Below are 19,265 nucleotides of genomic sequence, written 5' to 3'. Positions count from 1 at the left end.
GCAGTGCGAATGTTCGAGAGGTACCCGAGGTCAGCGCGGTCCGGGGGACCGGTTCCGGAGGCTACTGGGCGAGCTCGACCTGGATCTCGACCTCCACCGGCGCGTCCAGCGGCAGCACCGCCACGCCGACCGCGCTGCGGGCGTGCACGCCCTTGTCGCCGAGGACCTCGCCGAGCAGTTCGCTGGCGCCGTTGACGACACCGGGCTGCCCGGTGAAGTCGGACGCGGAGGCCACGAAGCCGACGACCTTCACCACGCGCGCGATGCGGTCCAGGTCACCGACCACGGACTTCACGGCGGCCAGCGCGTTCAGCGCGCACGTGCGGGCCAGGTCCTTGGCCTCCTCGGCGGTGACCTCGGCGCCGACCTTGCCGGTGACCGGCAGCTTGCCCTCGACCATCGGCAGCTGGCCGGCGGTGTAGACGTACACACCGGACTGCACGGCCGGCTGGTACGCGGCCAGCGGCGGTACGACCTCCGGCAGGGTCAGGCCCAGTTCGGCCAGCTTGGCCTCGACCGCGCTCATGCCTGCTTCTCCCGCTTCAGGTAGGCCACGAGCTGCTCGGGGTTGTTGGGTCCGGGCACGACCTGGACGAGCTCCCAGCCGTCCTCGCCCCAGGTGTCCAGAATCTGCTTCGTGGCATGGACGAGCAGCGGCACGGTTGCGTATTCCCACTTGGTCATGGGGCCGACTGTAGCCGCTGTGACCGGGGGGACGGCGACCTGTGTCCGCGGGGTCGGTGACCTGTGACCTTGGGGACAGTGACCTGCGTTATCCACAGCCTCCCGCGTGAGTGTCGAGCGGACTGGTTAGTCTCGAAGACGTGAGCAGGCTCCAGGTCGTCAGCGGCAAGGGCGGGACCGGAAAGACGACGGTCGCCGCCGCACTGGCGCTGGCCCTCGCGACCGAGGGGAAGCGGACGCTTCTCGTGGAGGTCGAGGGCCGGCAGGGCATCGCCCAGCTCTTCGAGACGGAGGCGTTGCCCTACGAGGAGCGGAAGATCGCGGTCGCCCCCGGCGGCGGCGAGGTGTACGCCCTGGCCATAGACGCCGAACTGGCCCTTCTGGACTACCTTCAGATGTTCTACAAACTCGGCGGCGCGGGCCGGGCCCTGAAGAAGCTCGGCGCGATCGACTTCGCCACCACCATCGCACCGGGCATCCGGGACGTCCTGCTCACCGGCAAGGCGTGCGAGGCCGTGCGCCGCAAGGACCGCTCCGGGCGGTTCGCGTACGACTACGTCGTCATGGACGCCCCGCCGACCGGCCGCATCACCCGTTTCCTGAATGTGAACGACGAGGTGGCAGGCCTGGCGAAGATCGGCCCGATACACAATCAGGCACAGGCGGTGATGCGGGTGCTGAAGTCGCCGGAGACGGCCGTGCACCTGGTGACGCTGCTGGAGGAGATGCCGGTCCAGGAGACCGCCGACGGCATCGCCGAACTGCGCGCGGCACGGCTGCCGGTGGGCCGGATCATCGTGAACATGGTCCGGCCGGAGGTGCTGGACGCGGCCGACCTGGAACTCGTACGGACCGTGGAGCGTTCCTCCGTCGCACAGGCGCTCTCGGCGGCCGGGCTGGGCGGGGCCCGGCGCGGCGGGAACGCGGAGAAGCTGGTGGACCCGCTGCTGGACCAGGCTGCGGAGTACGCCGAGCGGTACGCGCTGGAGCAGGAGCAGCGCGCGGTGCTCGGCGAGCTGGGGCTGCCGCTCGGCGAACTGCCGCTGCTCGCCGAGGGCATGGACCTGGCGGGCCTGTACGAACTCGCCACCGAGCTGCGGAAGCAGGGGTTGACATGAGTCCGGACCCGGCCGAGGCACCCGAGGTACCCGAAACAGCACGGACGGCCGCGGGGCCGGAGAAAGCCGCGGGCCGGAAGAAGGCCGACGGGCAGGAGAGGACCGACGCGCGGGCCAAGGCCGACGGGCGGGAGAAGGCCCACGGTCTCTCCCCCGCGCGCGTGCTGGACGTCGACCCGCTGCTGGACGACCCGAAGACCCGGATCGTGGTGTGCTGCGGCTCGGGCGGGGTCGGCAAGACGACGACCGCGGCGGCCCTCGGCCTCAGAGCGGCCGAGCGGGGCCGCAAGGTGGTCGTACTCACCATCGACCCGGCCAGGAGGCTGGCCCAGTCGATGGGCATCGACTCCCTCGACAACGTCCCACGCCGGGTGAAGGGCACCGAGGGCGAGGGCGAACTGCACGCCATGATGCTCGACATGAAGCGCACCTTCGACGAGGTCGTGGAGGCGCACGCGGACCCCGAGCGGGCGGCCGCGATCCTGGCCAACCCCTTCTACCAGTCGCTCTCGGCGGGCTTCGCGGGCACGCAGGAGTACATGGCGATGGAGAAGCTGGGCCAGCTGCGCGCGAAGGACGAGTGGGACCTGATCGTCGTCGACACCCCGCCGTCCCGTTCGGCACTGGACTTCCTGGACGCGCCGAAGCGGCTCGGCTCCTTCCTGGACGGCCGGCTGATCCGGCTGCTGACGGCCCCCGCCAAGCTCGGCGGCCGCGCGGGCATGGCCTTCCTCAACGTCGGCATGTCGATGATGACCGGCACGCTCGGCAAGCTGCTGGGCGGTCAGCTGCTGAAGGACGTGCAGACGTTCGTGGCGGCGATGGACACCACCTTCGGTGGGTTCCGTACACGCGCGGACGCCACGTACAAGCTGCTCCAGGCGCCCGGTACGGCGTTTCTGGTGGTCGCGGCCCCGGAGCGGGACGCGCTGCGCGAGGCGGCGTACTTCGTGGAGCGGCTGGCCGCGGAGAAGATGCCGCTGGTCGGTCTGGTGCTGAACCGGGTCCATGGCAGCGGCGCCGGCCGGCTGTCGGCCGAGCGGGCGCTCGCCGCCGCCGAAAATCTTGAGGACCCCCGCATTGTGGATCAGGGGGGCGGGAAAGCTGGACTTCGTAACTCTCCCGACACATACGGCAGTTCGCGATCTCCCGCATCCGAGGCCGCTACCGACGCCCCAGCTTCCGAGGAAGGCTCCCCCGCCGATACGGAGCACTCCGTCGACCGGCTCACCGCGGGTCTGCTGCGACTGCACGCCGATCGCATGCAGCTGCTCTCGCGCGAGCAGCGCACGCGTGACCGTTTCACCGCCCGTCACCCCGAGGTGGCGGTCGTCGAAGTACCCGCGCTGCCCGGCGACGTCCACGACCTCGTCGGCCTGCGCGACATCGGCACCCGGCTGTCAGCGGGCACGGCAGGGCAGACGGAGCGGCCGTAGCGCGGCCTCGAAGCGGACGGCCTACCGCTGCGGCGCGGTCGGTCGGCTGCGTGGCTCTGGGCTGCGCGGCGCCATGCGGGGCGAGCGGTGGTGCGTGCGTGCGTGACCGTTGTCCGCGTGGGTGGCACACGCGTGGCCGACGTGAGCGAGGCATGGGCGGACGGCGTGTGTCACACACGCGCGGCCGACGTGAGCAGCGCATGCACAGACAGCGTGCGTCACCTGTGCGGACGGCGTAGATGACACATCTGCGTACGAACGGCGTCGGCTCTACGGACGAACGGACGGCACCGACGGCGACGGCGGCTCACGCGCGCACGCGAGGCCGACCACCGTCTCCGCAGGCGGGGCCGCAAGGCCGACCGTGGCTTCCCCAGGCGTAGGCCCGACCGGCGCCTCCCGCGTCCCATCGCTTCCCGAGCCGCTTCCGCGTCCCCGGCGTATACCCACTCGGCACCGAAGGCCGGGGCCCGACCCTGCTTCCCGTGGCGCACGCCGGAAGTTTCCCTTGGCGTGTGCCGGATCGGAACCTCGTGCCCCGGGGATGTGCCGGAGGCAATGCCCTCGGCTTCCTCAGCTCACCGCCGCGTAGTTCTCGTACACCTCGTCGTTGTCGAGGGGCACGATGCCCGCACCGCGCTCGTACTCCGAGCGGGCGGTCTCCAGCAGCCTGCGCCAGGAGGTCACGGTGGGCCGGCGGCGCAGCAGTGCGCGGCGCTCCCGCTCCGTCATGCCTCCCCACACGCCGAACTCCACGCGGTTGTCCAGCGCGTCGGCCAGACATTCGGTGCGTACCGGGCAACCGGTGCACACCGCCTTGGCCCTGTTCTGCGCTGCTCCCTGAACGAACAGTTCATCCGGATCGGTAGTGCGGCAGGCGGCCTGCGCACTCCAGTCGGTTACCCAGCCCATACCGGCGCCGTCCTCTCCCGAATCGAGGCTCCCCCACGGCGGCAGCGGCATATTCACCGCCGCCAGTTGAGGACGTTACGGAAGGTGGGCACAGCGCAACACCCCCTTCGGGCCCAATCTTGAATGGCCCGAACGGACTATGGGTTAACGGCAGATCACCCGCGGGAGTGAGCTGGCGACATGTGCGACCATCCCGGCAAACCGGGACAGCTGTGGTGCGCCACAACGGGCGCCGGGTGACACACGAGGCGGATTCGGACACGTCCTCCTCAGAAGCCGGGCACGCCCCCGTGCGAAAAACGGGGTACACCCGGAACGATTCGGGGTCGCCGGACGTATTGATACGTGACCGCACTGCTGTGACAGTTGAGAGCAGCTTAGGCCAAGGCCTGCGCGCGTGTCCGGCGAATGGGAACGTAGGGCGTTGCCCTTTGCCGTGCCGTGATGCGGTCGCCCTTTCGGAACGCTCATCAGTACGGATTAGGCTGCCCCCATGCCAAAGAAGCGCTCGGGCGGTGGTCTGTCGCCAACGCAGCAGGCCGCCAAGTTCCTCGGTGTCAGTGTGCTCGCCGGAGCCGTGATGGCGGGCATCGCGCTGCCCGCGGCCGGCGCGCTGGGCCTCGCCGCCAAGGGCACGGTCCAGAGCTTCGACGAGATCCCGGCCAACCTCAAGAGTCCCCAGCTCAGTCAGCGCACGACCATCCTGGACAACCAGGGCAAGCAGATCGCGAGCGTCTACTCCCGCGACCGTACGGTGGTGGACCTCAAGGACATGTCGCCGTACATACAGAAGGCGATCGTCGCGATCGAGGACGCGCGCTTCTACCAGCACGGAGCGATCGACCTCAAGGGCGTCCTGCGCGCCCTGAACAAGAACGCGCAGGAGGGCGGCGTCGCCCAGGGCGCCTCCACGCTCACCCAGCAGCTGGTGAAGAACTACTTCATCGAGGAGGCCGGCGACGACCCCACGAAGGTCGCCGAGGCCACCCAGCAGACCCTCGGTCGCAAGATCAAGGAGCTGAAGTACGCGATCCAGATCGAGGAGAAGCTCGGCAAGAAGAAGATCCTCGAGAACTACCTGAACATCACCTTCTTCGGCGAGCAGGCCTACGGCGTCGAGGCCGCCTCCCAGCGCTACTTCTCCAAGCACGCCAAGGACCTGAACCTCCAGGAGTCGGCGCTGCTGGCCGGCATCGTGCAGTCCCCGAGCCGCTACGACCCGGTCAACGACGAGGCGGAGGCCACCAAGCGGCGCAACACCGTGCTCCAGCGGATGGCGGACGTCGGCGACATCTCCCAGAAGGAGGCCGACCAGGCGAAGCAGACGCCGCTCGGCCTGCACCCGAGCCGGCCCAAGAACGGCTGCATCACCGCGGTCAGGGGCGCCGGCTTCTTCTGCGACTACGTCCGCGACGTCGTCCTGAACGACCCGGTCTTCGGCAAGACCAAGGAGTCCCGGGCCAAGCTGTGGAACCAGGGCGGTCTGACGATCCGTACGACGCTCGACCCGCGGGCGCAGGACTCGGTGCAGGCGTCCATCAAGAACCACGTCTACCAGTCCGACCCCGTGGCGACCGCCGCGACCATCGTCGAGCCGGGCACCGGCAAGATCCTCGCCATGGGCCAGTCCCGCCCGTACGGCTTCGGCGCGAACGAGACGCAGATCAACCTCTCGGTCAACTCGGACATGGGCGGCGGCGCCGGCTACCAGCCCGGTTCGACGTTCAAGCCGATCGTCGCGGCGGCCGCGATCGAGGGTGGCAAGCCCCCGACGCAGAAGTACCCGTCGCCGTACGAGATGCCGTACCCGAGCCCCGTGCAGGCGTGCGACGGCAAGGTCTGGCGCAACGATCCGAACAACCCCGCCAAGCTGCAGAACGAGAACGAGTCGGAGCACGGCCCGTACGGCATGAAGGAGGCGACCGCCAAGTCGGTCAACACCTACTACGTGCAGCTGATCAGCGACATCGGCATCTGCCCCGTCACCGACATGGCGAACAAGATGGGCGTGCGGCGCGCGGACGGCCGGGCGATCGACCAGGCCCCCTCCATCGCGCTGGGCACCCAGGAGATGTCACCGCTGACGATGGCCAACGCGTACGCCACCTTCGCCTCGCGCGGCATGTACTGCACCCCGATCGCCATAGAGTCGATCACGCAGAAGGTCGGCAGCGCGGAGAAGTCCCTCCAGGTGCCCAAGTCGACCTGCTCGCGCGCGATGTCGGAGAAGACCGCCGACACCATCAGCACGATCCTCAAGGGCGTGGTCGAGGACGGTACGGGTCAGCAGGCCGGCCTCGGCGACCGCCCGAGCGCGGGCAAGACGGGTACGACGGACGAGCGCTACGCGGCCTGGTTCGTCGGCTACACCCCGAACATGGCGGGCGCGGTCTGGGTCGGCGACCCGGCCCACAAGCGCCAGATGAAGAACATCACCATCGGCGGCGTCTACAACGAGAAGGTCTACGGCGGCCAGGTCCCCGGCCCCATCTGGCGCGACATGATGACCGGCGCGCTGAACGGCAAACCCGTGGAGGACTTCAACCTGATCGACATCCCCGACGACAACAAAAAGGGGGATGGTCAGGGAAAAGGACAAGGGGGGACCGACGGGGGCAACAACGGGACCAGCACGGGCGGGATCGGCGGACTGACGGACGGCGGCACGGCTGACGGCGGCACGGTCAACGGCGGCACCACGGGTGGCGCGATCGGCGGCGCCACCCCGGCACCGACCTTCTCCCTCCCGGGCAACTTCATCCAGGGGCAGACGAACGGCGGAACCAACGGGAACGGAAACGGGGGCTGGCGGGGGTGACCCCGTGATGTGAGTACGGCGGCGGGGTCGCACCCCTCGGTTGGACCGAGGGTGCGGCCCCGCCGCCGCATCTGCCCGTTCGGTGTGCCCGCGATGCGCTGGCGCCCGTGGTGCCCGGGGTCAGCCCTGGAGGAGCTTCTTCACCGCGGCGGCCACCCGGCCGCCCTCGGCCTGGCCGGCCACCTTCGGGTTAACGATCTTCATGACGGCACCCATGGCCCGCGGCCCCTCGGCGCCGGCCGCCCTGGCCTCGTCCACGGCCTGGGCGACGATCGCGTTCAGCTCGTCGTCGGACAGCTGCTTGGGCAGGTACTCGGCGAGCACCTCGCCCTCCGCCTTCTCCCGCTCGGCCGACTCGGCACGACCACCCTGCGCGAAGGCCTCGGCCGCCTCCCGGCGCTTCTTCGCCTCGCGGGTGATCACCTTGAGGATCTCGTCGTCGGAGAGCTCCCGCTTCTCCTTGCCCGCGACCTCCTCCTTGGTGATCGCGGCGAGCGTCAGCCGGAGCGTCGAGGAGCGGAGCTCGTCGCGCTCCTTGATCGCGGCGTTGAGGTCATCCTGCAGCTTCGACTTGAGCGTGGTGGTCATGGGATCGATTGTCTCAGGTGTGCGGCCGTGAACGCCCGTTGATTTAGGGCGAAGGCTCGTCGAGTCAAGGGGAACGCCCGTCGGGTCAGGGGGAACGCCCGTCGACTCAAGCGGGACGTCTGCTGACTCAAGAGGGACGTCTGTTGATCGAGAGACGGCCGGTCTCGTCGGCGTCCGTGCGTCTGACACGATGGACGCATGCGCGCGCGATACGGAGTACCCCTGGGAATCATGGCGGCAGGCGCCGCCGGTCTGGCGTACGCGGCGGGCTTCGAGGCCCGCTCCTTCCGCCTCCGACGGGTGACGGTCCCGGTCCTCCCGCCGGGCATGCGTCCGCTGCGCGTGCTCCAGGTCTCCGACATCCACATGGTGAGCGGCCAGCGCAAGAAGCAGCGGTGGCTGCAGTCGCTGGCGGGCCTGCGCCCGGACTTCGTGATCAACACGGGCGACAACCTGTCGGACCCCGAGGGCGTGCCCGAGGTGCTGGACGCCCTGGGTCCCCTGATGGAGTTCCCGGGCGCGTACGTCTTCGGTTCCAACGACTACTACGGCCCCAAACTCCGCAACCCCGCCCGCTACTTGCTGGAGAAGACGAGCGGCCGGCACGGCCTGAACGGCAACCCGCCGGCGGTCGGCGTCATCCACAACCCGTGGGAGGACCTGCGCGACGGCTTCGACGAGGCGGGCTGGCTGAACCTGACGAACACCCGGGGTGTCCTGAAGATCGAGGGCGTCTCGATCGAGCTGACCGGCCTCGACGACCCCCACATCAAACGCGACCGCTACGCCCGGGTGGCCGGCGGTCCCTCGGCGCCGTACGACTTCTCGATGGGCGTGGTGCACGCGCCGTATCTGCGGGTGCTGGACGCGTACGCGGCGGACGGCTACCCCCTGATCCTGGCCGGCCACACGCACGGCGGCCAGCTGTGCATCCCGTTCCACGGCGCGCTGGTCACCAACTGCGACCTGGACACGGACCGGGTGAAGGGCCTGTCCACCCACACGGCGGACGGCCACACCTCCTACCTCCACGTCTCGGCCGGCTGCGGCACCAACCGCTACACCCCGGTCCGCTTCGCATGCCCACCGGAGGCGACGCTGCTGACGTTGGTGGGGCGGTAGCGGTCCGGGCCGTAACCCGCTCGGGGTCGTAACCCGCCCGGACCAAGCCGAATAGCCGCACCCCTCCCCCGCTCCTAGCGTGAGGGCATGACCGCCCCGATACCCAGGGACATCCCGGACCTGCCCGCGGTCCCGGGCCCGCCCCTGCTGCTGCCCTCCCCGGTCCCGGCCACGGCCGTGGTGGCGCCGATCCGCCGCCCCATGGTCGCGCTCTTCCGCCTCCTGACCGCCCTGGTGGCGGCGGGAGGGGTGGCCCTGGAGCTCCTGCTCGGCGCCCCGGCCCGCATCCTGAGCTACTTCGGCGTCCAGGCCGCCCTCCTGCTGGCCATCGCCATGCTCATGTCGGCATCGAGGGCCTGGCGTGCCCGCCGCCCTCTACCCTCCGCCGTGACAGGCGCCACACTCCTCTACGTCGTGATCTCGGCGCTCGTCTACCACCTGCTGCTGGCCCACACGACGCCCCCGTTCTCCATGACCGGCGCGACGACGCTCCCGGAGCGCTGGCACGGCTCATGGGCGACCCTCCAGATCCTGCACACGCTGACACCGGCGGCGGCCGTGCTGGACTGGCTGCTGCTGACACCCGCGGCCCGCCTGCACCTCCGCCAGGCGGCCGGCTGGCTCCTCTACCCCCTGGCCTACCTGGCCTTCTACCTGATCCGAGCGGCCTTCCTCGCCCCCACGAACCCGGCCCGCTACCTCTATCCCTTCCTGGACGTGGCGACCCACGGCTACCGCAGCACCCTGGCCAACGCCCTCCTCCTGGGCCTCGCGATGTACGCCCTCGCCGTCCTCCTCGTGGCCCTGGACCACACCCGCCCCAGCCCGGTCCGCCGCCGCGTCTAAACCGGATTTCGTCTACAGCCACCGGTGGGCTAAAGTAAACGTCGTCGCCGCGAGAAGCAGGACAGCAGCGACATCGGGGTGTAGCGCAGCTTGGCAGCGCGCTTCGTTCGGGACGAAGAGGTCGTGGGTTCAAATCCCGCCACCCCGACAGCCGTAACAGCAGGTGAGGCACCTACTCACGTGAGTAGGTGCCTCACCTGTTTCGTCTGCGTGTCTATCTGCGTGACTACCGCTCCGAATCGCCCTTGAAGATCCCGTCCATGACCACGGCCCCGGTCTGGATCACGGGCCGGATCTGCTTCCGGTAGACCTCCTCGGTCACGGCCGTCCCGGAGTGCCCGACAAGCCGGGAGATCTCCTCCAGCGGCACACCCCGGTCGGACAGCAGGGACACGAAGCTGTGCCGCAGCTCCCTCGGTGTCCACTCGTCAGCGTTGATCCCGTCGATGCCCTTGAGCGCCTGACGAAAAGCGCGGCGGACGTTGGCGGCATCGAGCGGCTTGCCCACGGCCGACGAGAAGACCAGGCCGTGTTCCTCCCACTCCTCATCAGCGGCAAGCCGGTCCCACCCCTGATCCTCGAACTGCTGCCAGAGAGCATCCACGCAGCGCGCCGGCAGAGCGAGCGTACGCCGTGACTTCCGGGTCTTGGTGTCCCCGCTCCTCCGCACCGACCGCCAGACCGCGATGTGCGGAGGCTGTGGCGGGTCGAAGTCCGGCCGGCCTTTCAGGAAAACATGGTCCCAGGTGAGCGCCCGCAGCTCCTCGGTTCGAGCCCCGGTCAGCAGCGCGACGACGATGTAGGCGTACATCGAGGTCCCTTCGGCACCCTTCAGCACTGCCTCCGCCTGAGCGAAGGTGAGTGCCTTGGAGGGGCGCCCCGCCTGTCCCTGAGGCACCGAGCACAGCTCAACGACGTTCCGCTTCACCTTGTCCCGCGCCATGGCCCGTTTGACCGAGCGGTTGAGGCACGAGTGGATCCCCTGGAGCGTGCGCGTGCTGAGCGTCTTCGCCTTGGTGGCCAGCCAACGGTCTACGTCCTCCGCGCTCAGGTCACGAAGCTTGCGGGCGCCGAGCGACGGGATGACGTGCTTCTGACTCAGCAGGGTCACTGTCTCGACAGTGCTGGGGTCGAGGCCCGCCAGACCGTACGTCAGCCAGTCCGACACCGCGTCCTTGACGGTGTAGCCGGTCGGCGCGATGGCAAGACCGTCTTCGTAGTCGCGCAACACCTCCTTGAGCTTGGTCTTAGCCTCCGTCTTGGTCCTGCCGCTGGCCCGCTTCACGATCCGCTTGCCGCTGGCGTCGTAGCCGAGACTCGCCGTGGCGATCCAACGCTGCCGCTTCTCATCCCAATGGAGACCGCCGTCACCCCGGCTCCGTCGCTTCGTCATCAGGCTGCCTCCCCCAGGTCCATACGCGAAGCGAGGTATGTACGCACCGCCTCAGCCGGAATCCGGCGGCTACGACCGATGGTCAACGACGGCAGTTCCTTGGTCCGGATGAGGTCATAGACCTTGGTTCGACCGATCTTCAGTGCGCCCGTGACCTCACGGACCGTCAGAAGTTCGTCACTCATCCCACTCCCCCTTGCCTTGAAGGTCCGCCAGGGCTTCGCGTGCTGTCTCTCGGTTCAGTTGGATCTCCTTCGCGATCGTTGCGGCGAGCCAGGACTCACCGGGGGTGTGGCCCTGTCCGGCGTAGGTCCAGTGGGCGAGCACGAGCGTGGAGCCCTCCGTGTCGTCGAGGTCTTCCAAGAGCCCGCGTTCGCGGCGTTCCTGCCGGGCGCGGTAGTCGGCGCGCACCTGGCGGAGGGCGCCGAGGGTGGTGGAGTAGCGGCGGGATTTGGTGGAGAAGTGGCCGCGGAAGCCGAGCATGTGAGCCCAGCGGGCCAATAGCCGTTCCGGGTAGGCGTCGTCCAGGTTCCAGCAGGCTTCGATCAGGCGCCGGGTGTGGGCGGACAGCGGCAGCCGATCGAGTTCGGAGAGCTCCCCGATGCGGTGATCCACCGTGCCGGTGGTCTCGGCCGCCTTGGTGGCGTACTTGGCCACGTAGGAGGCGACGGCCTGTTCCGTCAGCTCCTCGTACCCGAGCGCACCGATGGGCTGCACGTCGACCTGCGAGCCCCACCGCAGGACGCGGGCCGGGTGGTCACCGGAGGCAGGCACCGGGACGGAGACCCGAGAGGCGGCAGCCCTGATCGAGGAGTCCAGGAGAGCGACCGTGGCCCACGCCGGCGGGGCGGTGTCCGGGCCGTCCGGACCGTCGAGCCGCACCACGGCGTGGAAGTGGACCGAGCCGCGTTTCTGGAACTCGGCGACCTTGCCGAAGGAGACCCGGCACACCTCTTTCAGCTCTGCCTGAGTCAGGCCCGCACGGGCGGCCAGTTCCCGGCGCAGGTAGATGGTGAAGCGCCGCCACAGATCCCCGGCGTAGTTGTTCCACAGCACCGCGCTCGCGTAGTCGTAGCGGTCCGGGTCGAGCGCCGTGCCCAGGGCGGGGTCACCGTCGGCATGCTGGGCGCCGCAGCGGCAGCGGCCGGAGTCGGGCCGGTTGTGCACGGGGCCGAACGACGGAGCCGTGAGGGTGGCGAAAACGCGAGGGTGATCCCGGACCGTGCCAGGGACGTCCTTGTGTTCGTCGCCGGTGATCCCGGCCCGGATCAGGTGGTAGGTGTCCCCGGCGTAGGTCCAGGCGCAGGCCGGGCAGCGGGAGGCCCGCCGGTTGCCGCATGCGACCCGGAGCATGCCGCCCGGCTCCTGCTCGGTGCTGTAGGAGTAGAGGACGTTTCCGGTCACGCGGTCGCGGGTGACCGTCTCGCCCCGCAGGCGGATCGGGTGGGCGCAGCCGCCGGTGCGGCGGATCTGTTCCTGCCAGCGGTCGAAGCCGGGCGAGTTCGCCACCCGGAGAAGGTCGGCGAGGGTTATCGGGTCGGTGCCCAGGGAGGCCGCAGCACCGGCCACGGCCTCAGGGGCGACGGGGAAGACCGTCACGCAGCCACCTCCACGGTGGCCACGGGCGAGGCGACGCGGAGCTCCTTCACCGCCGACGTGCCGAAGTTTGGGTCGTCCGGGCAGATCAGGTCCCCGTCGTGGGTCAGCACGCTCAGTCCGTCCACCGACACGCGGGCCCAGCCGGGCGCGTGAGCACAGCAGCCGGGGCAGCTGGTCGGACGATCCAGCAGGTCGAGGCAGGAGGGGAACACGCTCATGCGGCCACCTGCCCGGAACGCTTGGAACCGTTGGGGTTGTGGCCGGGGCAGTTGCGCGCCGTGCGTGTGGTCGGGTCGTCCGGGTCGAGGCACTCGGTGATCCAGCCGGAACCGCCGCAGCGGCAGCGGCCCTCGACCTGCGGGTGGCCTGCTCGTTCCTTGGCGGCCCGCGTCATGCGGCAGTCACCCCACATCGTGAACGCGGAGGCGAGCCGTTCGGCCCGGTCCCAGCGCCGTCCGTTGGGGAACCGACTCTGGTGGGCCTGGTCCTGCTCCTGCGTGGTCAGGTCGGCCAGCCAGAGCAGCCGGTAGCCGTAGGCGTAGGCAGCAGAGCGGTGCACTTCGGCAAGGCCGAGCCGTGCAACCCCCTGGAGGATCCAGGCGATGACCGCCGCGTAGCTCTTGCCGGTCGACTTGCAGGCGGTCGGCATGTCCGAGGCGTACAGCGCCACGGCCCGCTCCTGGTTCGACAGGTTCGCGATGACTGAGACCGCCGCACCGAGTTCTAACGAAACCGGGGATGCGGCAGGCGAAGCGGTGAGCGTCGCAGGCATGATGGAAGCTCCCTTCGAGGGACGAAGGAGGGCGGCGGCTTGCTTGGCGGTAGGGCGCCGTCCTCCGGGGTACGGCCGCTGGCCGCATGGCATAGCGTGCTATATAGCAGACTAGATCACAAGAGGTAGTGCGACATAGGCTGTGCTATGTCGCCCTCGTCGGTACTCTCGGCGCATGACGGTTGAAGCCCACGACCCCAGGCCCAAGAAGGTGCAGATCGCCGACGCTCTGCGCGAAGAGATCGCAGAGCTGCCAGCGGGGCACCGGCTCGCCTCACTGCGCGAGCTGGCCGACCGGTTCAAGGTCACCACGGTGACGGCGGGCAACGCGCTCAAGGTCCTGGCGGATGAGGGCGTGATCGTCTCGGTTCCGAATCGGGGGTACTTCGTGCAGTCCCCGCCGAGTACTGGCGAAGCCGGGCAGGATGCCGGCGGGCCGGTTAACCGAGATGAGATCAACGCTATCCACTCCGAGATTCAGCAACTTGCTGCCCGAGTAGCCGAGTTGGAGAAGCGCGCTCAGTTCCCGAGCAGTGCCTGACTGGTGATCCACCATGCGCCGAGAGCCCTGCAGGCACTAGGGACAGGCGTGGTGTCACCGGGTGACAGCCTGGGTGCCAACCCCCTGTCACCCCCCGTGTCACCAGCTCTCTGAATGCCAGACTCGAAGGCAAGCACCCGACGGGAGGGCAGCACATGAGTGACGAACGGCCAGCATGGGCACGACGGCTTTCCTCGGAGCGCGAAGCGCGACAGTGGTCGCAATCGGAAGTGGTGGCCGCGCTTCGGGCGCACGCACCGAAGCCTCTGCCGGAAGGCCCGAGCATGGTGCGGCAGTGGAAGCGCTGGGAGTCCGGCGAGGTCATGCCGAGCGACTTCTACCAGCCGATCATCGCCGCCACCTTCGGCACCGTCACGCATGCGATCTTCCCCGTGGCCGGGCAGCGGGACGGGAACGCCGAGATCGTTGCCGTCAGCGGCATGGAGACGCTGGACATCATCAGCAGGTTGCAGGCGTCTGACGTCGACAACGCCACCCTGGAGGCGCTGCGAATCACGACAGACCGGCTGTGCTCTGAGTACCCGTACCTTCCAGGTGCCCAGCTCGCCGCCGAGGGCAGGCAGTGGCTCAAGCGAGTCGCCGGACTCCAGTCCCAGCGGCTCACACTCGCGCAACACCGCGAAGTGCTCACCCTGTCCGGGTGGCTGGCCCTCCTGATCGGATGCGTCGAATACGACATGGGAGACCGGGCCGCAGCCGAGAGCACGCGGAAGGCGGCCCTGTCTTTAGCCCATGAGGCCGGTAACGCAGAGATCGCCGGTTGGGCGCACGAGATGCGCGCTTGGTTCGCCCTGACCACGGGCGACTACCGCGGAATCCTCGCCGCCTCGCAGGCCGGTACCGACGCGGCTCCCTCGCATGGCGTGGCCGTGCAACTCGCCGCCCAGGAGGCGAAGGGATGGGCGCGGCTGGGCGACCGGCGGCAGACCGAGGTGGCCCTGGACCGCGGACGAAAGCTTCTCGAAGGAATGCCGTACCCCGAGAACCTCGATCACCACTTCGTGGTGGACCCGGCGAAGTTCGACTTCTACGCCATGGACTGCTACCGGCTGCTCGGAGAGGACCGGTTCGCCGAAAACCTTGCCCACGAGGTGATCCGGGCGGGAACCGACTTCGACGGGTCCGAGCGATCCCCGATGCGCATGGCGGAGGCAAGGATCACCCTCGGCGTGGTCGCGGCGCGACAGGGCGACCTGGACCAGGCGGTGAACTACGGCGAGTGGGCCCTGAAGGGCGACCGACAGTCCCTGCCGTCCCTGCTCATGGTCAGCCGCGAGCTTGCAGCCATCGTCAATCGGGACTTCGCAACCGAACCGACTGGCCGCGAATACCTCGATCACCTGACCACGCTCAGCCGCACCAACAGCCGCACCAACTAGTCGCACCAACTAGAGCCGGTTACAGGTTTCTCTACCTCATCAAGCCCCGGCTGCGCTCCGCTCCGCCGGGCGCGCTTCCCGGCTCCGCTGCGGGCGACGCTCCTGCCTTCGGCCCGCTCCGCCCGCGCTGCGCCGACGCGCGCCCACTGGTGGATAGGGCCGGTGGCCATGAGTCGATCACTGCATAGGCGACGGTCAGAACAGTGCCTCCGGCGGGGGGATCGGCCGGCACCGGGATGGAGGGGGCGCCGTCGCCGACCGCGGGTCCGTCGTGGCGGATGCTGGGGGCTCCCATCCCGCACACCGTCGACCCAGGCGGAGCCGAGCAGACGCGGCCCCTGGCGTCCAGGTCGTTCGTACAGTGGCGCGCTCCACCTGGACGCCAGGAACCACGCCCGCTCCACGGTGTGTGGGTCGACGGCGTACGGGATGGGAGCTAGGCAAGTGGTGGGTTGCTGAGGTCAGGGGCGGCTTCGCAGGTGGAACAGGCGCCAAAATCGCCCCATTTGGTTCCACTTCTCGTGTTTCTTCAGGTCTTCGATCAACTCGACGCTGCCAGGCAGCGGCTTCCATGACTGTCTACCCTCGACGGCTCCGCGTGCCGCCCTGGTAAGGATCACATGCTTGCGCCCCAGGGCCGCCAGGACCTGCAATGTAGCGTCCATGTCGTCGGTGCCGATCGGATGCGCGATGGGAAGACCACGGAAGACCTCGTTGATCGCCGCAAGCTTGTCCGGCGCCGCCCGGATGTGATCTGCGTAGGACTGTCTGATCGTGTCGATCAAGTCACCCTCTGCGAGCAGCGTCTGGATGAGAACGTCGCTCAACTCTGATTTGCCCCGCCCATGGGATCGACCGATGAGTTCCCCGAATGTACCTGCGACCTTCGTGTCAGCCTCGACCAGGGCGACACGCAGAAGCCGTCGTTCCTCACGGACCTTGGCCGCGTACTGGAAGACGGCTGTAACAGCCGCCGCAGCCACAACACCGACCCCGCCTACTGCAGCCTTCACAAGCGTCGGATCCACGGAAGCCATCAAAGCCGACACATGGCTCCGCTGACCATCGATATGCACAAACCCGCGAGCACCAACCACAGGGGCAGCGACCGAAGGCCCAGGGACACCAAAAACTCATTGCGTGCCCCCTGCGTGCCCGATGGAGCAGCGACGAGGGGGGAACGACGGGGAACACCGGCGAGCACCCACGAAACGGCCAGGCCAGCACCCTTCCAGCTCAGCCCGCATCCGCATACGCGATCTTCCAAACTGGTGCTCCAGGACCAGGGCAGCGGTGCTTGACTCGGTCATTGAGACTCCGCCGACCTTCGTCACTGGGGCGTCCCTGGGTCACCGTTGAAGGGTGCTCGACGACAACCAACGCCGACAACGATCCACAGCTAAGTCGCAGGTCGGAGCGCTGATCGATCACGTGACCGCAGGCCAGGGACGCGGCGCTTCGCTTCGTGTGATACTGAGCGCGATCGAGTGGGAGGGGAGATCCCGATGTTGAGAAAGTGGGCCCAGCGCCGCCACGCCCAAAATCAGGCAGAGTACTGGGAGAGCATAGATCCACTGCTTGAGCCTGGCGAGCAGAAGATTGCCATGGTGGCGGCCCGAAACCTGGGGGCCACACATAAGGACGGATACCTCTTCCTCACGGATCGAACCCTGTACTGGGGCGCCTACCTCGGGGGACGGCGCACTCAGCCGAAGTTCGCACAAGCCCTTCGCGACTGTCCCGGTGCGCGCATAGGCGAGCAAGGCACGCTGGATGTCGCCCTGAGTGACGAGCCAGTAGGAACGTTCGCTTCTTTCGAACCAGTACCCGGAATCCGGGCAAGCTTCTCCGAGTTCTGTCAGAGCTTTAGCGAGGCCATGGAGAATTGCTTGGCCGACAGGCCGGCATCCAACCCGCCAAGCTGATGGTCTTGACCCGATGGGTCCCTGCTGATCGGTTGAACCCATCGCCGTGGACCCCAGCGAGTACGAGGCAGCTGCGCCGATCTTGGCGGCCCACCTCGCAAAGATCGAGCGGGCGATTGACCGGACTCGCGCCTCACATGCCGGACAACCGTATGCAGTCCATCAAGCACTCGCCGAAGCGCTGCACGACGGGGGCGCGCAACGTGTAGTGCCCCAAGTCGTCGAGGAGTTGGCGCGCCAGATCTCTGGGACCCCGACCACGCCATGAGGAGTTGCGGGGTGAGTGTCTAACTGCGTGACAACGCCGACGCACACCGGCGAACAAGCATGGACGCCTGCGGACTATCCGCTCAGGCGACAGGCCCACCACCCCAAGGCAGTGCCCCCGCCCAAGTTGCTTCGGGACGAAGAGGTCGTGGGTTCAAATCCCGCCACCCCGACGCTGGTCAGAGGGCCAATCGCATGATCGCGATTGGCCCTCTGTCGTGCTCGGGGGGCCAAACAGGGGGCCAAACGAATTTGATCAGGCCACCGCGTCGCCCTCTTCGTCGCCCTCCGCGTCCTCACCTTCCTGATCTTCGGCGAAGATGTCGTCCATCGCTTCGGCGCCCTGCGTGATCACGGGCCGGAGCTGCTTGCGGTAGACCGCCTCTGTGGGCGCCTGACTGCTGTGACCGACCAAGAGCGCGATCCGCTCCAAGGGGATGCCGTGGTCAGAGAGCAGTGACACGAAGCTGTGCCGGAGCTCCCGCGGCGTCCACTCAGGCTTCAGTCCGGCCTTCTTCACGATGGCCTTGAAGTCTCGCCGGACGTTGGCCGCGTCAAGCGGCTCGCCGCTCCGGGTCGTGAAGACACGGCCGGCCTGGCTCCACTCCATCCCTCTCGATGCCCGCTCCTGCTTCTGCCATCGCATGTGCTCTTCAAGGACGTCGACCACCTGCTTCGGCAGAGCGATGGTCCGGCGGCTCTTCCTGGTCCTGGTGTCACCGCGCTTGCGCACCGAACGCCACACCGCGACGTGAGGCGGAATGCCGTCCGTCGTCTCCAGGAAGACGTGATCCCAGGTGAGGGGCCGCGCCTCTTCCGTGCGCACACCGCTGAGGAGCGAGAGCACGAGGTAGGCGTACAGCCCCCCGCAAGGCCAAGGCGTAACCAGTGGCACATATCCATTCGCCATGCTCAAGTCTCGCTCAGATTAATCGAGTTTCCTTGACGATCACTCAAGCGGTCTGTGATTTTTCTGTACATGCCGCTCCCGGGGAGGGAGTGAAACGGAGGGAACGTGAACCCCATAACGCGCGCATGCACAGCCGCTGCGATGACCGCTTTTCTTGCTATGGGGACCGGGGGGCGTGGGCACTGCTTTTGCGGAAGACGCCCCGACGGCGGTCAACGCCGACCAGGACGGGAACCCGATCGCTCAGGCACCTGACGACGCCGACGCCGTTGTCAACGTTCCGGCGCACCCGGACGGCTGCCCGCCCGACCCGACCGTCTCCATCACCAAGGTCAAGAGCACGTTCGTCGGCGACAAGTCCGAGTGGGTCAGCGGACAGTCCGGCGTCACGCTCTCGCTCTCGGTGGCCAAGGGTCACACCTGGACCGGCACCATCTCGTACGCGGCAAAGCTCAGCGAGTCGATCATCGTCGAGTCCGCCGAGGAGACCATCAGCGGCTCGATCTCCTACGCGAAGACCACCACCGTCACCCTTGGCGGCGCATGGAAGGTTCCGGCGAATCAGAGGGACGGGTGGCTCGCCCTTGGCTCGAAGGGATACTCCTTCAACTGGGAGCGCGGTTCCTACAACGGTGGCTGCAAGTGGATCGTCTCGAACCACGGGACCGCTAAACTCCCGGCGCTCTCGCCCTGCATCGCCCACTCGTGAGTTGAGGACGATCTGATGAAGCTGCCCCTGCTGGCCGCCAGCCTGTCGGCCCTGGTGCTTGTGTCGGCCTGTTCCGGCGGAGCTCACCCCCGGGCTACCGCCACCCACGGGGCGACGGGGGTCAGCACGACCCCCGCTCCGGAGCAGACCCCGACGAGCCCCGACCGCCTTCCCAATCCGGTCCAGTCGTCACTCCCTGTCGGCTCGAAGACGCTGTACACGGGA

The 19,265-nt window shown here is 68.3% G+C and carries 18 protein-coding genes, 1 tRNA gene and 1 pseudogene; 9 read left to right on the top strand and 11 right to left on the bottom strand.

Features of this window, described 5'->3' with window-relative positions; all coding sequences use genetic code 11:
* Window positions 1-61 precede the first annotated feature (61 nt).
* On the bottom strand, window positions 62-526 hold the full coding sequence (locus tag ACWCQS_RS34350; protein ID WP_228624160.1) for a RidA family protein: 465 nt from the start codon (window positions 524-526) through the stop codon (window positions 62-64).
* Complete coding sequence (locus ACWCQS_RS34345; protein ID WP_003975360.1) at window positions 523-684, bottom strand: DUF4177 domain-containing protein; 162 nt, start codon at window positions 682-684, stop codon at window positions 523-525. Before ACWCQS_RS34345 ends, ACWCQS_RS34350 begins: the two co-directional genes overlap by 4 nt.
* A gap of 140 nt (window positions 685-824) precedes the next feature.
* Between ACWCQS_RS34345 and ACWCQS_RS34340 the strand changes: the two genes are divergently transcribed.
* Window positions 825-1,802, top strand: coding sequence for an ArsA-related P-loop ATPase (locus tag ACWCQS_RS34340; protein WP_451008081.1), 978 nt, complete (start codon window positions 825-827; stop codon window positions 1,800-1,802).
* Window positions 1,799-3,238, top strand: coding sequence for an ArsA family ATPase (locus ACWCQS_RS34335; protein WP_451008080.1), 1,440 nt, complete (start codon window positions 1,799-1,801; stop codon window positions 3,236-3,238). The genes ACWCQS_RS34340 and ACWCQS_RS34335 overlap by 4 nt, the downstream gene beginning before the upstream one ends.
* A gap of 573 nt (window positions 3,239-3,811) precedes the next feature.
* On the opposite strand, the gene wblA is transcribed toward ACWCQS_RS34335, so the two are convergent.
* Window positions 3,812-4,150 carry a transcriptional regulator WblA gene (wblA, locus tag ACWCQS_RS34330; RefSeq protein ID WP_018547931.1) on the bottom strand — a complete coding sequence of 113 codons (339 nt, stop codon included), beginning with the start codon at window positions 4,148-4,150 and terminating at the stop codon, window positions 3,812-3,814.
* Between the two features lie 493 nt (window positions 4,151-4,643).
* Between wblA and ACWCQS_RS34325 the strand changes: the two genes are divergently transcribed.
* The gene (locus ACWCQS_RS34325) at window positions 4,644-6,968 is read left to right on the top strand and encodes a transglycosylase domain-containing protein (protein WP_451008079.1); all 2,325 of its coding nucleotides are present in this window, start codon (window positions 4,644-4,646) and stop codon (window positions 6,966-6,968) included.
* 120 nt (window positions 6,969-7,088) lie between these two features.
* Here the strand turns inward: ACWCQS_RS34325 and ACWCQS_RS34320 are convergent, their stop codons facing one another.
* Window positions 7,089-7,556 carry a GatB/YqeY domain-containing protein gene (locus tag ACWCQS_RS34320; protein ID WP_450983794.1) on the bottom strand — a complete coding sequence of 156 codons (468 nt, stop codon included), beginning with the start codon at window positions 7,554-7,556 and terminating at the stop codon, window positions 7,089-7,091.
* Between the two features lie 198 nt (window positions 7,557-7,754).
* Here ACWCQS_RS34320 and ACWCQS_RS34315 point away from each other — a divergent pair, with 198 nt between their 5' ends.
* The 3 genes from ACWCQS_RS34315 to ACWCQS_RS34305 all read left to right on the top strand — a co-directional run bounded on the left by ACWCQS_RS34315 (window position 7,755) and on the right by ACWCQS_RS34305 (window position 9,672).
* Window positions 7,755-8,678: a metallophosphoesterase gene (locus ACWCQS_RS34315; RefSeq protein ID WP_451008078.1), complete on the top strand. Its 924-nt coding sequence runs from the start codon at window positions 7,755-7,757 to the stop codon at window positions 8,676-8,678.
* Window positions 8,679-8,765: 87 nt separating this feature from the next.
* Window positions 8,766-9,524, top strand: a complete 759-nt coding sequence (locus ACWCQS_RS34310; RefSeq protein ID WP_451008077.1) for a Pr6Pr family membrane protein — start codon at window positions 8,766-8,768, stop codon at window positions 9,522-9,524.
* Window positions 9,525-9,598: 74 nt separating this feature from the next.
* Window positions 9,599-9,672 (top strand) — tRNA-Pro (locus ACWCQS_RS34305).
* A 78-nt stretch (window positions 9,673-9,750) separates the two neighbouring features.
* On the opposite strand, the gene ACWCQS_RS34300 is transcribed toward ACWCQS_RS34305, so the two are convergent.
* Genes ACWCQS_RS34300 through ACWCQS_RS34280 form a run of 5 tightly spaced genes read right to left on the bottom strand, consistent with a single transcriptional unit; the run spans window position 9,751 to window position 13,288 of the window.
* A complete protein-coding gene (locus ACWCQS_RS34300) occupies window positions 9,751-10,917 on the bottom strand; it encodes a site-specific integrase (protein ID WP_451008076.1) in 1,167 nt (388 codons plus the stop codon).
* Window positions 10,917-11,102, bottom strand: a complete 186-nt coding sequence (locus tag ACWCQS_RS34295; protein ID WP_451008075.1) for a helix-turn-helix domain-containing protein — start codon at window positions 11,100-11,102, stop codon at window positions 10,917-10,919. Before ACWCQS_RS34295 ends, ACWCQS_RS34300 begins: the two co-directional genes overlap by 1 nt.
* On the bottom strand, window positions 11,095-12,516 hold the full coding sequence (gene repSA, locus ACWCQS_RS34290) for a replication initiator protein RepSA (protein ID WP_451008074.1): 1,422 nt from the start codon (window positions 12,514-12,516) through the stop codon (window positions 11,095-11,097). Before repSA ends, ACWCQS_RS34295 begins: the two co-directional genes overlap by 8 nt.
* Window positions 12,513-12,734, bottom strand: coding sequence for a hypothetical protein (locus tag ACWCQS_RS34285; RefSeq protein ID WP_451008073.1), 222 nt, complete (start codon window positions 12,732-12,734; stop codon window positions 12,513-12,515). The genes repSA and ACWCQS_RS34285 overlap by 4 nt, the downstream gene beginning before the upstream one ends.
* Window positions 12,731-13,288 (bottom strand): hypothetical protein, encoded by a 558-nt coding sequence (locus ACWCQS_RS34280; RefSeq protein ID WP_451008072.1) that lies wholly within the window; start codon window positions 13,286-13,288, stop codon window positions 12,731-12,733. Before ACWCQS_RS34280 ends, ACWCQS_RS34285 begins: the two co-directional genes overlap by 4 nt.
* A 175-nt stretch (window positions 13,289-13,463) precedes the next feature.
* Between ACWCQS_RS34280 and ACWCQS_RS34275 the strand changes: the two genes are divergently transcribed.
* Both ACWCQS_RS34275 and ACWCQS_RS34270 read left to right on the top strand, forming a co-directional pair.
* Window positions 13,464-13,829, top strand: a complete 366-nt coding sequence (locus tag ACWCQS_RS34275; protein ID WP_451008071.1) for a GntR family transcriptional regulator — start codon at window positions 13,464-13,466, stop codon at window positions 13,827-13,829.
* Between the two features lie 284 nt (window positions 13,830-14,113).
* The gene (locus tag ACWCQS_RS34270; RefSeq protein WP_451008070.1) at window positions 14,114-15,229 is read left to right on the top strand and encodes an XRE family transcriptional regulator; all 1,116 of its coding nucleotides are present in this window, start codon (window positions 14,114-14,116) and stop codon (window positions 15,227-15,229) included.
* A 461-nt stretch (window positions 15,230-15,690) separates the two neighbouring features.
* Here ACWCQS_RS34270 and ACWCQS_RS34265 read toward each other — a convergent pair whose 3' ends face one another.
* Entirely contained in the window at window positions 15,691-16,257 is a 567-nt protein-coding gene (locus tag ACWCQS_RS34265) for a hypothetical protein (RefSeq protein ID WP_451008069.1), read from the bottom strand.
* Between the two features lie 1,420 nt (window positions 16,258-17,677).
* Window positions 17,678-18,283: pseudogene (locus ACWCQS_RS34260) on the bottom strand (site-specific integrase); the annotation flags it as partial.
* 223 nt (window positions 18,284-18,506) lie between these two features.
* Between ACWCQS_RS34260 and ACWCQS_RS34255 the strand changes: the two are divergent.
* Window positions 18,507-19,040 (top strand): hypothetical protein, encoded by a 534-nt coding sequence (locus ACWCQS_RS34255; RefSeq protein WP_451008068.1) that lies wholly within the window; start codon window positions 18,507-18,509, stop codon window positions 19,038-19,040.
* The last annotated feature ends 225 nt before the right edge of the window (window positions 19,041-19,265 follow it).

The sequence above is a fragment of the Streptomyces sp. NPDC002076 genome (genome assembly GCF_053593835.1).
This window is presented reverse-complemented; position numbering and strand designations above follow the sequence as displayed.

Bases quoted from the DNA above. Each gene is read 5' to 3' on its own strand.
- ACWCQS_RS34350 (WP_228624160.1), bottom strand. From the start codon at position 526: ATGAGCGCGGTCGAGGCCAAGCTGGCCGAACTGGGCCTGACCCTGCCG.
- ACWCQS_RS34345 (WP_003975360.1), bottom strand. From the start codon at position 684: ATGACCAAGTGGGAATACGCAACCGTGCCGCTGCTCGTCCATGCCACG.
- ACWCQS_RS34335 (WP_451008080.1), top strand. From the start codon at position 1,799: ATGAGTCCGGACCCGGCCGAGGCACCCGAGGTACCCGAAACAGCACGG.
- wblA (WP_018547931.1), bottom strand. From the start codon at position 4,150: ATGGGCTGGGTAACCGACTGGAGTGCGCAGGCCGCCTGCCGCACTACC.
- ACWCQS_RS34325 (WP_451008079.1), top strand. From the start codon at position 4,644: ATGCCAAAGAAGCGCTCGGGCGGTGGTCTGTCGCCAACGCAGCAGGCC.
- ACWCQS_RS34320 (WP_450983794.1), bottom strand. From the start codon at position 7,556: ATGACCACCACGCTCAAGTCGAAGCTGCAGGATGACCTCAACGCCGCG.
- ACWCQS_RS34315 (WP_451008078.1), top strand. From the start codon at position 7,755: ATGCGCGCGCGATACGGAGTACCCCTGGGAATCATGGCGGCAGGCGCC.
- ACWCQS_RS34310 (WP_451008077.1), top strand. From the start codon at position 8,766: ATGACCGCCCCGATACCCAGGGACATCCCGGACCTGCCCGCGGTCCCG.
- ACWCQS_RS34300 (WP_451008076.1), bottom strand. From the start codon at position 10,917: ATGACGAAGCGACGGAGCCGGGGTGACGGCGGTCTCCATTGGGATGAG.
- ACWCQS_RS34295 (WP_451008075.1), bottom strand. From the start codon at position 11,102: ATGAGTGACGAACTTCTGACGGTCCGTGAGGTCACGGGCGCACTGAAG.
- ACWCQS_RS34285 (WP_451008073.1), bottom strand. From the start codon at position 12,734: ATGAGCGTGTTCCCCTCCTGCCTCGACCTGCTGGATCGTCCGACCAGC.
- ACWCQS_RS34280 (WP_451008072.1), bottom strand. From the start codon at position 13,288: ATGCCTGCGACGCTCACCGCTTCGCCTGCCGCATCCCCGGTTTCGTTA.
- ACWCQS_RS34275 (WP_451008071.1), top strand. From the start codon at position 13,464: ATGACGGTTGAAGCCCACGACCCCAGGCCCAAGAAGGTGCAGATCGCC.
- ACWCQS_RS34270 (WP_451008070.1), top strand. From the start codon at position 14,114: ATGGTGCGGCAGTGGAAGCGCTGGGAGTCCGGCGAGGTCATGCCGAGC.